The organism is uncultured Brevundimonas sp. (assembly GCF_947305955.1).
GTDB lineage: Bacteria > Pseudomonadota > Alphaproteobacteria > Caulobacterales > Caulobacteraceae > Brevundimonas.
The window spans coordinates 17,981-30,835 of the sequence record NZ_CAMZFB010000036.1 but is presented as its reverse complement, the minus strand read 5'-3'; the positions used below and the strand labels follow the sequence as shown (position 1 = coordinate 30,835).

The following is a 12,855-nucleotide window of genomic DNA, read 5'->3' as shown; positions in this document are numbered from 1 at the left end:
CGTGACATCCACGTCTGGCTGCTGACCACGGACGGTCTGGACGGCATGCTGGCCGAGCAGATCGGCCAGACGGTCGATCCTCGCTAACAACTTCACCGTGATGTGAGATTGCGGCTATTGCCGATCTGACTGACTCAATTGATCTTGCAAATCATTCGCAAGAAAGGTGAGGCGGTCATGATCCTGCTCGGCGTCAATATGAGGCAACTGGCACTTCTCATGAGAAAGGGCGCAGAGGATCAACCTCTGCGCCCCTCGGGAAGGCCCAACCTTAGAGTGGTTGAAGGTTCGCGGTCTCAGTCCAGCCCGCGCACTTCGCCCGCACGCCAGATGCGATAGCGGACCTCGACGTCCTCGGGCGTGTAAACCACGACCGGAAGGCGCGAGTTGTAGCGCAGCAGAGGCTGGTCAGGGATGGTGACGAAGGCCTCGCGCTCGCTGTTGGCGGGGCAGCCCATCAGGGTCGAAGCACCCGCGCCTACGTTGGGCAGGACATAATAGTCATAGCCCCAGCCCTGCGCCGTGCGGGTTTCCAACTGGCCACCGAGGATGTGGTGGTTGCAGTCGATGGTCTGGGTCTTGCCGATCAGGAGCTGGACCTTCAGGTCGTCCTCATTGGCGACCGCAGGCACGATCAGCACGTGGCGCTTCTGGCCAGCGACGGCCTCGGGGAAGGCTTTCAGCTCGTCATGAACCGTACGCTCGGCCGAGGCGGTCGGAGCCTGCGCCACAACCGGAGCCGTGGCACAGGCCGTAACAGCCAGCGCAGCCAGAGAGGTGAGGGCAAGGTTTCGCATGGTTCGGGCTTTATGCTGTAAATCCATGCTATCTAAGCGCGGTTAAGTTAGGCCAGTTCCACCGCCATGGAGACGGCCTCGCCGCCGCCGATGCACAGAGACGCGACGCCGCGCTTGAGGCCGCGGGCTTCAAGGGCGGCCAGCAGGGTCGCCATGATACGCGCGCCAGAGGCACCGATCGGGTGGCCCAGTGCCGTTGCACCGCCGTTGACGTTCAGCTTGGCGCGGTCGATGCCCAGTTCCTTCTGGGCGATCATGGCCACGACGGCAAAGGCTTCGTTCACTTCCCACAGGTCGACGTCATCGACAGACCAGCCTGCCTTTTGCAGGGTCTTCTGCATGGCCGGAACCGGAGCGGTGGTGAACAGGCCCGGCTCGTGGGCGTGGGCCGAGTGCGAGACGACGCGGGCAACGATCTTCAGGCCCAGCGCCTTGGCCGTACTTTCACGCGCCATCACCAGAGCGGCAGCCCCGTCAGAGATCGACGAGGCGTTGGCGGCGGTGATGCGGCCGTCCTTGATGAAGGCGGGGCGCAGGGTCGGTATCTTGGCCGGATCAGCCTTGCCCGGTTGTTCGTCTGCCGAGACGGTCACGGTGCCCTTGCGGGTTTCGATCTCGACCGGAACGATTTCCTTCTGGAAGGCACCCGAGGCGATGGCTTCCTTGGCGCGGTTCAGGCTTTCGATGGCATAGGCGTCCATGTCCTCGCGGGTGAAGCCGTATTTCTCGGCGGCGGCCTCGGCGAACACGCCCATGGCCTTGCCTTCATAGGCGTCTTCCAGACCGTCCATCATCATGGAATCGATGATGGTGTCGTGACCGATGCGGGCACCGCCACGGTGCTTGTTCATCAGGTAGGGGGCCTGGGTCATCGACTCCATGCCGCCCGCTACGATGACGCTGGCCGATCCGGCGAGAAGCGCGTCGTGCGCCATGACGGCAGCTTGCAGGCCCGAGCCGCACATCTTGTTCAGGGTGGTCGCCTCGACGCCCAGCGGCAGGCCTGCGCCCAGCGCAGCCTGACGGGCAGGGGCCTGACCAAGACCGGCGGGCAGAACGCAGCCCATGAAAATCTGTTCGATCTTTTCGGGCGCGACACCGGCGCGCTCGACGGCGGCCTTGACCGCAGCGCTGCCAAGCGCGGTGGACTTTACGGACGACAGAGCGCCCTGAAAGCCGCCCATGGGCGTACGGGCGTAGGAACAGATGACAACGGGGTCGGTAGAAGCGGTCATGGTTTTACAGCATCCCGAAAGGATTTCAGCGTTGGTGGCTGATTAGGGGCGGAAGTTCGCGCAATGCAAGGGAGCGGCCGAACACTATTTTCTGTTCAGCACGCGTCGGCGTTGGCGCCCAACCGCCAGAACGATGCCACTTTCGGACCAGACGGTGACATCGTCGACCGACCACTCGCGGTCGTGTTCGATCAGGTCAAACTCCAGGAACGCCCAGCCATCGGGCGTATTGGTCGCATCCGGATGATTGATGATGTCGTATCGCAGATCGACCGAGGTCATCACCATGGGGCGCTCGAAGGCGGTGGTCGCGGGCGGATACAGCGCATCCATCAGATAGCAGAGGCGATAGACGTCCAGCGGCTGGTCATCCTCGAACCGCATCCACGCGCCTTCGCGCTTGGGGTGGTTCTTGTTACCGCCAAAGATGTTGGGCCCACGCTCGAACCGGTATTCGATATGGCTGGCAAAGCGGGGCGAGAAGGGGCCGCGCATTCCTTCGGCCAGCGTCAGTCCATGGGGGCTGACGGGGATACGGGTCTTTTCCCGTAACGGGTCCACGCTGGGGCCATCGAATCCGAATGTCGCATTGGCCGTATGGGTCAGGCGATCGCCTTGGCGGGCATCCAGACGGGCAAAGCTGACCTGTCGGCCCTGACGCAGCAGGGTCGGTGCAAACGTCAGCGGCTGCCCGAACTTGGCCGCTGCCAGATATTGCACCGTCAGGGATTGCAGCGGGGCCTCGATCCCCAGCCCTTCAGCCATGGCCTTGGCGGACAGGGCGGCCAGCAATCCGCCAAAGGGAAAGCCCTTTTCGGGCGGTAAGGCGTTGGGCGCGTTGGAGAATTCCTCGCGCACCATAATGCTGCGGTTCGGCCCGTCCGCTACCATCTCGAAGGCGCGGCTGATGGGGCTGTCTAGCGGGGCGGACGTCATGGGAGGCGGACTCGGGGAGGCTTATTAAGTTTCGATTTGCAACTTACTATGTCCGTTTCAGTTGGCAACCCTTGTCAAATGCCTGCCGCAGGGGCACCTTAGGTCAATGGGACGCACAGCCGACTATTCCAGACAGAGCTGCTCTGTCGCGGGGGCCCTCGAAATCGTGGGCGATCCGTGGACGATGCTCGTTATCCGCGACGCATTCAACGGCGTGACGCGGTTCGAGCAGTGGCAGGAAAGGCTGGGCGTTGCGCGTAATGTGCTGGCCGCGCGCCTGAAGTCGCTGGTTCATCACGGTGTGCTGGAGCCGCGCCTCTATTCGGAGCGCCCGCCGCGCAACGAATATGTGCTGACCGCCAAGGGCAAGGACCTGTACGGCGTGCTGATTACACTGCATGCCTGGGGCGAGAAGCACGTCTATCACGACCAGCAGTCGGGCGTGGTGCTGGAGCACAAGACCTGTGGCCACAAGCTTCAGCCGCGTATCGCCTGTGGTTGCTGCAATGAGATCGTCCGCCCGCGCGAGATCGAGCTGACCTATGCCGAGAACCGCCCCACCGTCGGCGACATGATGGCCGAGGACGAAGAGGCGGCCTGAAGTTTCCGCGATGACCGGAATTGAAAAAGGCGACCCGTCGGGCCGCCTTTTTTGTTGGCTGAACCTCAGCCCCGTTCCGGCACGATGGTCGGGCGGGTGTTGGGCAGGATTTTCTCGACCTCGTGCGGCTCGACATGGCTGGCCATGCGATAGGCGTTCACCGGCTGGGTGCGGTTGATCCACATCGCATAGTCAAGGTGGTCGGCACGGGGATCATCGGTGTTAGGGTGCAGCAGGATGGTCAGGCCAAGGCTGTTCAGCTGCAGCCACGGCACGATGATCGGCAGCAGATCGTTGGTGAAGCCGAAATAGAAGGACGGCGTCACGTGCGGGCCGCGCGGGCCGAGGTTCCAGTTCCCCAGTTCGACGTGGAAGCGCTCGATCACCCACTGGCGCAGGCGCTCGGCCTTATGGTGGTTGTCCTCATCGAAATAGACGTGGGCGTGATAGCTGGTGATACGGGTAAAGGGCTGCGGCTTTTCGGGCAGGGTCTGTTCGCCCGGACGCAAGGACACCGGAGCAGGGGTCGCCTCGTTGATCGTATCGCCCCACGGTGAGGTGCCTTGTGCGGGCGGCGGGACGAACGGGTCATAGGCTCCTGCCGGTGCCAGATGCTTTACGCCTGCCTCGGCCCCCTTGGGCGCGGCAGTGGCAACGGCGGCGGTGGCGGCACCGACGCCCAGCAGCAGATTGCGGCGGCCGGGCGATACCAGTTCGGCCCACTGGTCATCACCGGCGGGGCGGGCTGTGTCTTTAATGGTCATGAAATTGAATCCCCTCGAATACTGGGGTCAGCCCTATCAGGCTGTTCGCATTCGCAAACCGCAGTTTTTCTGAAGCGATATTGAGCTTGGCTAAAGGCTCAGCTGTCGTCCTGTTGGGAGGAATGGCCGGCGGCCGCGCCCATACCGGCGCTGGCACCTGCACTGGCACCCATACCCATACCCATGCCCATTCCCATACCCATGCCGCCACCACCACCACCTCCGCCTCCGCTACCGCGCGCACCGCCGGCACCGCCGCCTGCACCTCGGCCTCCGCCGCCGCTTGCCGGACGGGACGGGCCTTGCGGCGGGATGGCCAGATGCGAGGGAATGGGAGCGAGATCCAAAGCCTTGCGGATGAAGTCGCGCAGGGAGATGACCAGCTCGGCCGTATGCACCACGCGCCCTTCCACCATATCCAGCGCGGCCTTCTGGGCCAGACGCACCTGCTCCTCGGTACCCAGCAGGATGATGTCGGACAGGGCGGTTTCCACCGCATCGCGCACGCGGCGGTTTCGCTCATAGCGGTCTTCGAACGTCTCGCCGGTTTCCTTGGCGGACAGGACCATGTCGCGCAGGTGGCGCGGGTCCACACTGAGGTCGCCCGTAAAGGCCCCGCCCAGCACCTTATAGGCCGCAATGAGGGTTTTTAGCCGCTCGTTAATCTGGCGGTTCTGCCGCTGCTGCCGCTGCTGGATGGTGAACATCATCAACAGGCGCATACCCATGCCGATCAGGGTGATCAGCAACAGGCCGAAAATGGTCGTCAGGACAGATTCCCACGAGGTGAAGTCGATATTGCGCAATGTATCATCCAAGGATTGGAGCAGCGTGTCTTGATCGAAGTCCGAACTGCGCACTCTGTTCCTTTTGTGGCCGGATAAAGACTGGGGATTAGCGCCGAAGGTCGTGCTGCGTTTCGAGGATGACTTGGCTATACGGATGCCCGCGGGCCGAAAGGCTGACCGAGCCGCCGTTCCGTATTCATCGAGTTCACTATGTTTACTTCACTGAGTTCCCGTATCGCCACGCTTGGCGTGCTGATCGTCGCTTCGATCATTGTGCTGGTTGCAGGGATGGCAGATGCCTCGCGTCAGACACAGGACGGGTTCAGGCGGGTTATGCACTCGGGCTCGGTGCTGCGGACACTGAACGAGACGATGGCGGCGGCGCGGTCGGCTGAGTCCGCCCAGCGCGGGTTTGTCGTGACCCACAATCCGCTGTTTGCGACCCGCTACGAGCGCGAGCTTTCCCACGCGGAAGATGCCTATCAACGCTCGGTAGCGATGACGAAGGGTAATCCGTCTCAGACCGTGCGGCTGCGGGAATTCGGCGAGAGTTTGGAACGTTGGCGCGGGCTTTCGGTCCGTCCGGTCGAAATGGGCAAGGCAGGCGATTTCCTCGGTGCCCGTGCCATGGTCAACGAGGGCCACGGCAGCGAGGCCATGGTCGAGCTCGAAAACCTTATGAGCGAGATTGTGCTGGCCGAGCGTGACAATCAGGCCCGATGGGTCAGTGTTACGGACCGCCGCCTGATTTCGGGCCGCAACCTCGCGCTCATCGGTGGCCCGCTGATTGCTGTATTCGCGGGGCTGGTGTCGGTGCTCGTCATCTATGGCATCCGCCGTCCCATCGGCATTCTGAACGATGCCATGACCCGTCTGGGGGCCGGTGACTTTTATCTGCGGATTCAGGATCGCATGGGCTCGCGGGAGTTCGAGCATCTGGCCGAGGGTTACAACTCGATGGCGACCCATCTGACCCATTCGGTCGAACAGAGCCAGCGCAGCGAGCGCGAACTGCAACAGGTTCACGCGGAACTGTTGGTCAGCACCCGCACACTAAAGGACCGCAACGACATCATCGCCTTGTTGGGCGCGATGTCGCACCGGATGCAGGCCACCCGTTCCAACGAGGAACTGGCCGAGGTGATCAGCATCTTTGTGCCGCGCGTTCTGCCGGGCCTGCCGGGGGCGCTTTATTCGTTCAGCCGTGACCGCGCCCGCTTAGTGCCGGTGTCACGCTGGGGCGATCCGGTAGGGATTGGCGAGGGTTTCTCACCAAACGAATGCTGGGCGCTGCGCCGTGGTCAAAGCCACTGGGTCAGCGGGGAGGGCAAGGATATTCCCTGCGCCCACGTCCACGATAAGACGGTCTATCATTGCGAGCCTCTGCTGACGTCGGGCGAGGTGATCGGCGTGCTGCATCTGGATGGCCTGCTGGACGAGGAACAGATGTTCCGGATGTCCATGCTGACCGAGAATATCGCCTCGGCCATGGTGAACCGCCGCCTGCAGGAAGATTTGAAGGAACAGACGATCCGCGATCCGCTGACCGGCCTGTTCAACCGCCGCTATATGGAAGAGGCGCTGGCGCTCGAGATTGCACGGGCGGCCCGCGCCAATACGCCGCTGTGCGTCATCATGTGCGACGTCGACCACTTCAAGCGGTTCAACGACGATTTCGGCCATGACGCCGGGGATACGGTCCTGAAGGCGGTGGCCGAGGTTCTGGTCGACAAGTTCCGCGACGGGGACATCGTCTGTCGCTATGGCGGGGAAGAGTTCACCATCATTGCCCCCGGCACCTCTGCCGCCGATCTGGTCCGCCGCACAGAGCGGGTGCGCAAGGCGATCGCCGAGGTCGAGCTGATGTCCCACAACGAAGTGCTGGGGCTGGTGACCATGTCGTTCGGCGTGGCGCAGTGGTTGCCGGAGATGGACAAGTCCGGCTTCACCCTGCTGTCAGAGGCGGATGCCTTGCTTTATGAGGCCAAGCGCGAAGGTCGTAACCGTACGGTTGCGCACTTGGTGGCTGTCTGACGTTAGACAGGTTTGAACCGAAAAGGGGGCTGTCATCGACAGACCCCTTTATTGTTTCAGAGAACCGCTTGGGTGGACTGGATGAAGCCGCCGCCCAGAACCCGCTCGTCATCGGCGGGATCGTAGAGGACGCAGGCCTGACCGGGGGCGACGCCTTCCTCGCCTTCCTCGAACACCACCTTCACCACGCCATCGACCATGGCCAGACGGGCAGGGGAGGGCTGGCGGGTCGAGCGGACGCGGGCGAGGACGGGAACGCCGTCCTGTGCGGCTTCCTCGATGGTCAGCTGGTCGCCCAGCCAGTTGATCTCTTCCAGCGTCAGGCTCGCGGTCAGCAGGGCTTCACGCGGGCCGACGATGACCTGACGCAGTTCGGGGTTCAGCTTGATCACGAACAGCGGCTCGCCCACGGCGACGTTCAGGCCGCGGCGCTGGCCGATGGTGTAGTCGGTGATGCCGTTGTGGCGGCCCAGCACGCGACCGTCCATGTGGACGATATCGCCCGCTTCACGCCCCTGCGGACGCAGGCGGTCGATCAGGGTGCGATAGTCGCCCGTGGGGACGAAACAGATGTCCTGACTGTCCGGCTTGGCGGCGATACGCAGGCCCAGCGAGGCGGCCACGCCCCGCACCTGCGGCTTTTCAAGGTCAGCCAGCGGGAAGCGTAGATAGTCCAACTGTTCCTGCGTGGTCGCGAACAGGAAGTAGGACTGGTCGCGCGAATGGTCGATGGCCTTGCGCATCTGGGCACGGTTACCGGCGATGGCGCGGCGCACATAGTGGCCCGTCGCCATGGCTTCGGCGCCCAGATCCTTGGCCACGTCCAGCAGGTCGCGGAATTTGACGGTCTGGTTGCAGCGGATACACGGAACCGGCGTCTGGCCCTTGAGGTAGGAGTCGGCGAACTGGTCGATCACCGCGTCCTTGAAGCGGCTTTCGTAGTCGAGGACGTAGTGGGGGATGCCGATCATGTCGGCGGCCAGACGGGCGTCGTGGATGTCCTGACCTGCGCAACAGGCACCCTTTTTCTTCAGGGCCTCGCCGTGGTCGTAAAGTTGCAGCGTCACGCCCACCACGTCATAGCCTGCCTTATGCAGCAGGGCGGCGACGACGGTGGAATCCACACCCCCCGACATGGCCGCGACCACGCGCGCGCCAAGGGGCAGGCCGACGGCCTGTCGCACGCTCTCGATCGCTGCCTCCATGTCGGCGGGCGACATGGGCACGATATCGGGAACGGGGCAGAGAAGGTCGTCAGCAGTGGTCATGCGCGCCATGTAGGCCTTAACCGGAACGATTTCGAGGCCAAGGACGACACATCGTTCAAGAAATGACAAAGGGCCGGTCCTTTCGGACGCGGCCCTTGCAGTTGCCACTGATTAAGAAATCAGTCGCGGTAGCTTTGGATGCGGGTCGTACGCAGGCCCTGCATACCCCATTTGTCGATGGCCTTTTGCCATGCAGCGAATTCTTCGGCGGTGAGGCCGTAACGGGTCAGTGCCTCATCAACGCTGATCAAGCCACCGCGAACGGCGGCCACCACCTCGGCCTTGCGCCGGATGACCCAGCGGCTTGTGTTCGCTGGCGGAAGATCGCGCAGCGTGAGGGGCGTTCCAGTCGGACCGACCACATATTGTTCGCCATTATTATTAAGGCGTCGCTCTTGCAGCATGGGCTTAAGCCTCTTCAACCACCATCACCACTACGCTTGTTTTTACGCGCCACCCGCTAAGGCCAATTTAAGCGTTGTGGTGAAGGAATGGCTAATATCGAGCAATGTTCTGCGGCCAAGCTTGGATCGCAGAAACCTCGAGTTCACTAATACTAACGCGGAGTTACCAGGAAAAGCTCAGCCGTAATTACCGCTTAATGTTGATCAGTTCGGCCAGCATCTCATCCGCCGTTGTAATGATTTTGGACGATGCCGAGTAGGCGCGCTGGGTGGTGATCAGGTTGGTGAACTCGGTCGAAAGGTCGACAGTGGAGGCTTCCAGCTGGGATGCCGCGACCAGACCTGCGCCGCCCGTGCCCGGAGCTTTCAGGTTGAACGTGCCCGAGGCCTGGCTGACGCGGAAGGCGTTGCCCGACACTTCGGTCAGGTTGTTGGTCGACGGGAAGGTCGCCAACGCCACCTGAGCAATGCGGCGCATGACGCCGTTGTCGAACACGGCGGTCACATAGCCGTTCGCATCGATCTGAATGTCGGTCAGGTTACCGAAGGCGGTACCATTGGTGTAAGTCGCCTGAACGAAGCTTGCGCTGTCGTACTGGGTCAGGCCACCGGCCGAGGCGTTAAGGTCAAAGGTAATGGTTTGAGCAGCAACGCCCAGATCGTCTGCCCATTTCGGAGCCGTGCCGCCCGACGCGTCCAGCGTCAGGACGGGATTGTCCGGATCGAACAGGGCATCGGTACCCAGAGCGCGCATGCCGTCAATGTCGTAACGACCGTCCTGGGTAAATAGGACCTGACCCGACTTCAGCAGGTTGGCGGGCGTGCCGCCACCATCAGCCGTGCCATCAGGGGCGCGGATTTCGGCATACCACATGTTAGCGGTTTCGCTCTTCAGGAACGAAACAGTGATGTTGCGCTGTCCACCCTTGGAATCCGACACAGGGACCGTGATCTCGAAATCCGGCTTAATGCCGGTGGTCGGGTCCAGTGCGTATTCTGACATGGCACCGGCAGCATAGGTGGCGATGTCGTCGTGCGGGACGGTCGAGGACTTGAGGTTGGCGTTCAGGCTGACGCGGGTGGTCGGTTCGGCAGCACCGCCGACCTTGCCGACGTTGATCGAGGTCAGACGGTTCATGTCCGACGGGTCGATGTTGGCATTGCCGTCGCCGTCGATCGGCCAGCCCTGCAGGTAGAAGCCTGCGGTGTTCTGGAGATAGCCCAGCTTGTCGACGGTAAAGGCACCGGCGCGGGTGAACAGGCGCGCATCCGACGGGGTCAGGTTCTCGGACTTCTCGGTCACGACAAAGAAGCCGTCGCCGCCGATGGCCAGATCGGTCGAGGAGGTCGTGCGCTGGAGCTGGCCACCCTGGCTGATGAACTGGCGGGTGTTCGCCTTAACACCGCCGGCGGAATAGGACACGCCAGCCGACTGGGTGTTCACGACGGTCGAAAACTCGGTGGCCACACGCTTGTAGCCCACGGTGTTCACGTTGGAGATGTTCTGCGAGATCGAGGACAAGGCCGCAGCGTTCGCGGCCAGACCGGAGACCCCGGCCAACATGGCGCCGTTAATGCTCATGACTGGGTTTCCTTAGGACAAGTACGAAAGAGGGTTGAGGGCGTTGGCGAGGGTACCGAGCAGGGACGTATCGTCTTCTTCGGTATCGGCAGGCTGCGGCGTTGTGCTTGCGGCCCGCTCCTCAAGTGAAATCAGGTTTTCCAGCGGCATGATGGAGTTGCCGATGGTGACGTAGGGGGTGCCGTCGTACATCTCGACGGAGGTGACCCGCCCACGGATCAGGGTCTGGCTGCCGACAGCATTGCCCATGGCGTCCTTGGCCGTGACGCGCAGCGAATAGACGCCGCCGTCATCCAGTTGGCCACCGCCGGTGGTCTTGCCGTCCCAGTTGAAATCATGGACGCCGCCGGTTTTGGCACCGTCGCCGCGCCAGACGATCTGACCCTTGGAGTCCAGAACTTCCAGCGACACGGTCGAGGCGTTGTCGGCCAGCTCGTAGGACCAGTTGGCCTTGCCGTCCTCAAGACGCGACGTGGACCAGATCGCGGTCGCGTCCTTGCCGATGTAGGCGGCGGCGTTGGACAGGGCATTGCTGTTCTGGGCCGCGATCATGCCTTTCAGCAGATCGTTGGTCAGAAGCTGTTGCTCCACGCCCGCCATCTGGGTCAGCTGGGCGGTGAACTCGTTGGAATCCAGCGGCGACAGCGGATCCTGATTTTTCAGCTGGGCGGTCAGCAGGGTCAGGAAGGTTTCGAAATTGTCGAACAGCTGGGTCTGGCCCGAGCTGATCTTGCTTTCGGCATTGGCGACTGTTGATACGGCGTCGACCATGGGATCAGACCTTCATGTCCACGCCGGTGCGGGCGTGGGTTTGCGGCGTCCAGACCGGCACGACGGGGGCGTCGGCCAGTTCGGCCAGACGGGCGGCACCGATAAAGGCGCGGCGACCCGAACGGCCATCGGACATGAATTGATTAAAGCCACCGCGCGGATCGTTCTCGCGATCGGTGAACTCCAGCGCGTTCTCGGACACGTCAAATCCGGCCTCGGCCAGTTGGCGGCGCAGTTCATCGGCGCGGGCGCGCATTTCATTGGCGGCGTGCGGATTGTCGAAGGCCATGCGGGCCGACATCTGGCCGTCAGCGCCGACCTCGATGGTGACCTCGACATTGCCAAGAGTTTCCGGCGTCAGCACCATGTCAAAACGGGTGGTGCGGTGGCCAAGGCGCGTGATCATGGCCGCTGCCAGTTCGGCAGTGGTGCGCAGGGTCGCGTGCGAGAGTAGTGAGCCCTTGGTGTCGGTTGTATGGGCCTCGGCAGGGCGCTGTTGTTCCAGCGGCTGGGGCTCCATCTCCACCACATCACCGTCGGTATGCGAGGTCGCTGCCGCGATCAGCGGGTCAAACCCGACCTTGGGATTGGCGTCTGAAGGCTTGGCCTCGGTGCTGGCTTCCTGTTGCACCATGTCCGCCACGGCGGCGGTAGCCGTGTCAGCGGCCTCTGGCGCGGAGTCCAGGGTGCTGGTCTCGACGGGCTGGGCCGTCATGCGGCCATCAGCGGCGTATCTTTTGGCGGGCTCGACCGGTAGCGGCGTGATGCTGGCGGGCGGCAGGGTCGTCGGGCGGGCGGCCAGACGCTCGGCGACGACCTCGGCGTTGCGGGCTAATTCTTCCGAAGCCACAGCGGCGTCCAGCGCAGCCTGCTCAGGCGCGGGGGCATGCGTTTCCGTTTCCGGTGCTGCGGCGATTTCCTTTTGCGGCACATTGCGCAGGCGTTCCGGCAGTTCTGCGCGGACCTCGGTGGACGGCGACGGAGCAGGTTGGGCCTGTGCTGCGACCTCGGGGGCCTCGCGGGGTTCGGATAGCAAAGCGGGCTGCACGGTCGGGGTAGCCGATGCAGGCGCAGCTTCGTCTTGCACTGACGCGGTGTCGGTCAGGGCCGGAGCCGGTGCTGCGACTGGAACTGCGGTGGCAGGTTTGGCGTCGTCCACCGCCTCGGCAGCATCTGCCGACTGGGCGTCGATGTTTGCGTCACCGAAGTCCGCAGTGTCGTCGACGGCGGGGGCGACGGGCTCGGCAGGCGCTTCTGCACCATCCGACATCATGGCATCCGCGTCTGCTTCCGTGAGCGGCAGGTTCATGGCCAGACGCGTCGGCGCGGGAACAACCGGAGCCGGAACGACGACGGGCGCAGCCAGAGCGTCGAGAGAAATATCTGTATCTTCAGAGGTTTCTTCGGAGGCGGTGGCGAGGTCGGCGGCCTCCAGAGCATCGGCGAACGCAGACGCCAGCGCGGCATCGTTGTCGATGCCGTTGTCGAGCACATCACTTTGCGACGCCCCGAGAAGAGCGTTGCCAGTCATGACAGACAGGATTGCGAGTGCGGACATTGCCCAGCGCGATGTTGGAGGTGGAGTGGCGTCTTCTGCGCCGGAACATTCGGACCCTCCGTCGCAAGCGCCGGGCCAGTTTGGTTTGAACGCGCCAATCCCCTGAAAATGCGCTCA

General features: G+C 63.0%; 12 protein-coding genes. 2 read left to right on the top strand and 10 right to left on the bottom strand.

Going from position 1 to position 12,855, the window contains the following annotated elements; all coding sequences use genetic code 11:
* Nucleotides 1-296 precede the first annotated feature (296 nt).
* The 3 genes from eco to Q0Y42_RS09980 all read right to left on the bottom strand — a co-directional run bounded on the left by eco (nt 297) and on the right by Q0Y42_RS09980 (nt 2,968).
* Nucleotides 297-797 carry a serine protease inhibitor ecotin gene (eco, locus tag Q0Y42_RS09990; RefSeq protein WP_297803216.1) on the bottom strand — a complete coding sequence of 167 codons (501 nt, stop codon included), beginning with the start codon at nt 795-797 and terminating at the stop codon, nt 297-299.
* Nucleotides 798-844: 47 nt separating this feature from the next.
* Nucleotides 845-2,032 carry an acetyl-CoA C-acyltransferase gene (locus tag Q0Y42_RS09985; RefSeq protein ID WP_297803213.1) on the bottom strand — a complete coding sequence of 396 codons (1,188 nt, stop codon included), beginning with the start codon at nt 2,030-2,032 and terminating at the stop codon, nt 845-847.
* Nucleotides 2,033-2,116: 84 nt separating this feature from the next.
* Nucleotides 2,117-2,968: a thioesterase family protein gene (locus Q0Y42_RS09980; protein WP_297803210.1), complete on the bottom strand. Its 852-nt coding sequence runs from the start codon at nt 2,966-2,968 to the stop codon at nt 2,117-2,119.
* A 106-nt stretch (nt 2,969-3,074) separates the two neighbouring features.
* On the opposite strand from Q0Y42_RS09980, the gene Q0Y42_RS09975 reads away from it, so the two are divergent.
* Entirely contained in the window at nt 3,075-3,569 is a 495-nt protein-coding gene (locus Q0Y42_RS09975; protein WP_297803207.1) for a helix-turn-helix domain-containing protein, read from the top strand.
* A gap of 65 nt (nt 3,570-3,634) precedes the next feature.
* Here Q0Y42_RS09975 and Q0Y42_RS09970 read toward each other — a convergent pair whose 3' ends face one another.
* Both Q0Y42_RS09970 and Q0Y42_RS09965 read right to left on the bottom strand, forming a co-directional pair.
* A complete protein-coding gene (locus tag Q0Y42_RS09970) occupies nt 3,635-4,333 on the bottom strand; it encodes a DOPA 4,5-dioxygenase family protein (RefSeq protein ID WP_297803203.1) in 699 nt (232 codons plus the stop codon).
* A gap of 98 nt (nt 4,334-4,431) precedes the next feature.
* Nucleotides 4,432-5,139 (bottom strand): hypothetical protein, encoded by a 708-nt coding sequence (locus Q0Y42_RS09965; RefSeq protein WP_297803199.1) that lies wholly within the window; start codon nt 5,137-5,139, stop codon nt 4,432-4,434.
* Between the two features lie 192 nt (nt 5,140-5,331).
* Here Q0Y42_RS09965 and Q0Y42_RS09960 point away from each other — a divergent pair, with 192 nt between their 5' ends.
* Entirely contained in the window at nt 5,332-7,155 is a 1,824-nt protein-coding gene (locus tag Q0Y42_RS09960) for a diguanylate cyclase (RefSeq protein ID WP_297803196.1), read from the top strand.
* A gap of 56 nt (nt 7,156-7,211) precedes the next feature.
* On the opposite strand, the gene mnmA is transcribed toward Q0Y42_RS09960, so the two are convergent.
* The 5 genes from mnmA to Q0Y42_RS09935 all read right to left on the bottom strand — a co-directional run bounded on the left by mnmA (nt 7,212) and on the right by Q0Y42_RS09935 (nt 12,738).
* Nucleotides 7,212-8,375, bottom strand: coding sequence for a tRNA 2-thiouridine(34) synthase MnmA (gene mnmA / locus Q0Y42_RS09955; protein WP_297803221.1), 1,164 nt, complete (start codon nt 8,373-8,375; stop codon nt 7,212-7,214).
* 167 nt (nt 8,376-8,542) lie between these two features.
* Nucleotides 8,543-8,827, bottom strand: coding sequence for a DUF1153 domain-containing protein (locus Q0Y42_RS09950; protein WP_297803192.1), 285 nt, complete (start codon nt 8,825-8,827; stop codon nt 8,543-8,545).
* A gap of 187 nt (nt 8,828-9,014) precedes the next feature.
* Nucleotides 9,015-10,409, bottom strand: coding sequence for a flagellar hook protein FlgE (locus Q0Y42_RS09945; RefSeq protein WP_297803189.1), 1,395 nt, complete (start codon nt 10,407-10,409; stop codon nt 9,015-9,017).
* A gap of 12 nt (nt 10,410-10,421) precedes the next feature.
* Nucleotides 10,422-11,180: a flagellar hook assembly protein FlgD gene (locus Q0Y42_RS09940; RefSeq protein ID WP_297803186.1), complete on the bottom strand. Its 759-nt coding sequence runs from the start codon at nt 11,178-11,180 to the stop codon at nt 10,422-10,424.
* Nucleotides 11,181-11,184: 4 nt separating this feature from the next.
* Entirely contained in the window at nt 11,185-12,738 is a 1,554-nt protein-coding gene (locus Q0Y42_RS09935; RefSeq protein ID WP_297803183.1) for a flagellar hook-length control protein FliK, read from the bottom strand.
* Nucleotides 12,739-12,855: the final 117 nt, after the last annotated feature.

Excerpts from the sequence above, each read along its gene's own strand:
- eco (WP_297803216.1), bottom strand. The coding sequence starts at position 797 with ATGCGAAACCTTGCCCTCACCTCTCTGGCTGCGCTGGCTGTTACGGCC.
- Q0Y42_RS09985 (WP_297803213.1), bottom strand. The coding sequence starts at position 2,032 with ATGACCGCTTCTACCGACCCCGTTGTCATCTGTTCCTACGCCCGTACG.
- Q0Y42_RS09980 (WP_297803210.1), bottom strand. The coding sequence starts at position 2,968 with ATGACGTCCGCCCCGCTAGACAGCCCCATCAGCCGCGCCTTCGAGATG.
- Q0Y42_RS09975 (WP_297803207.1), top strand. The coding sequence starts at position 3,075 with ATGGGACGCACAGCCGACTATTCCAGACAGAGCTGCTCTGTCGCGGGG.
- Q0Y42_RS09970 (WP_297803203.1), bottom strand. The coding sequence starts at position 4,333 with ATGACCATTAAAGACACAGCCCGCCCCGCCGGTGATGACCAGTGGGCC.
- Q0Y42_RS09960 (WP_297803196.1), top strand. The coding sequence starts at position 5,332 with ATGTTTACTTCACTGAGTTCCCGTATCGCCACGCTTGGCGTGCTGATC.
- mnmA (WP_297803221.1), bottom strand. The coding sequence starts at position 8,375 with ATGTCGCCCGCCGACATGGAGGCAGCGATCGAGAGCGTGCGACAGGCC.
- Q0Y42_RS09950 (WP_297803192.1), bottom strand. The coding sequence starts at position 8,827 with ATGCTGCAAGAGCGACGCCTTAATAATAATGGCGAACAATATGTGGTC.
- Q0Y42_RS09945 (WP_297803189.1), bottom strand. The coding sequence starts at position 10,409 with ATGAGCATTAACGGCGCCATGTTGGCCGGGGTCTCCGGTCTGGCCGCG.
- Q0Y42_RS09940 (WP_297803186.1), bottom strand. The coding sequence starts at position 11,180 with ATGGTCGACGCCGTATCAACAGTCGCCAATGCCGAAAGCAAGATCAGC.
- Q0Y42_RS09935 (WP_297803183.1), bottom strand. The coding sequence starts at position 12,738 with ATGTCCGCACTCGCAATCCTGTCTGTCATGACTGGCAACGCTCTTCTC.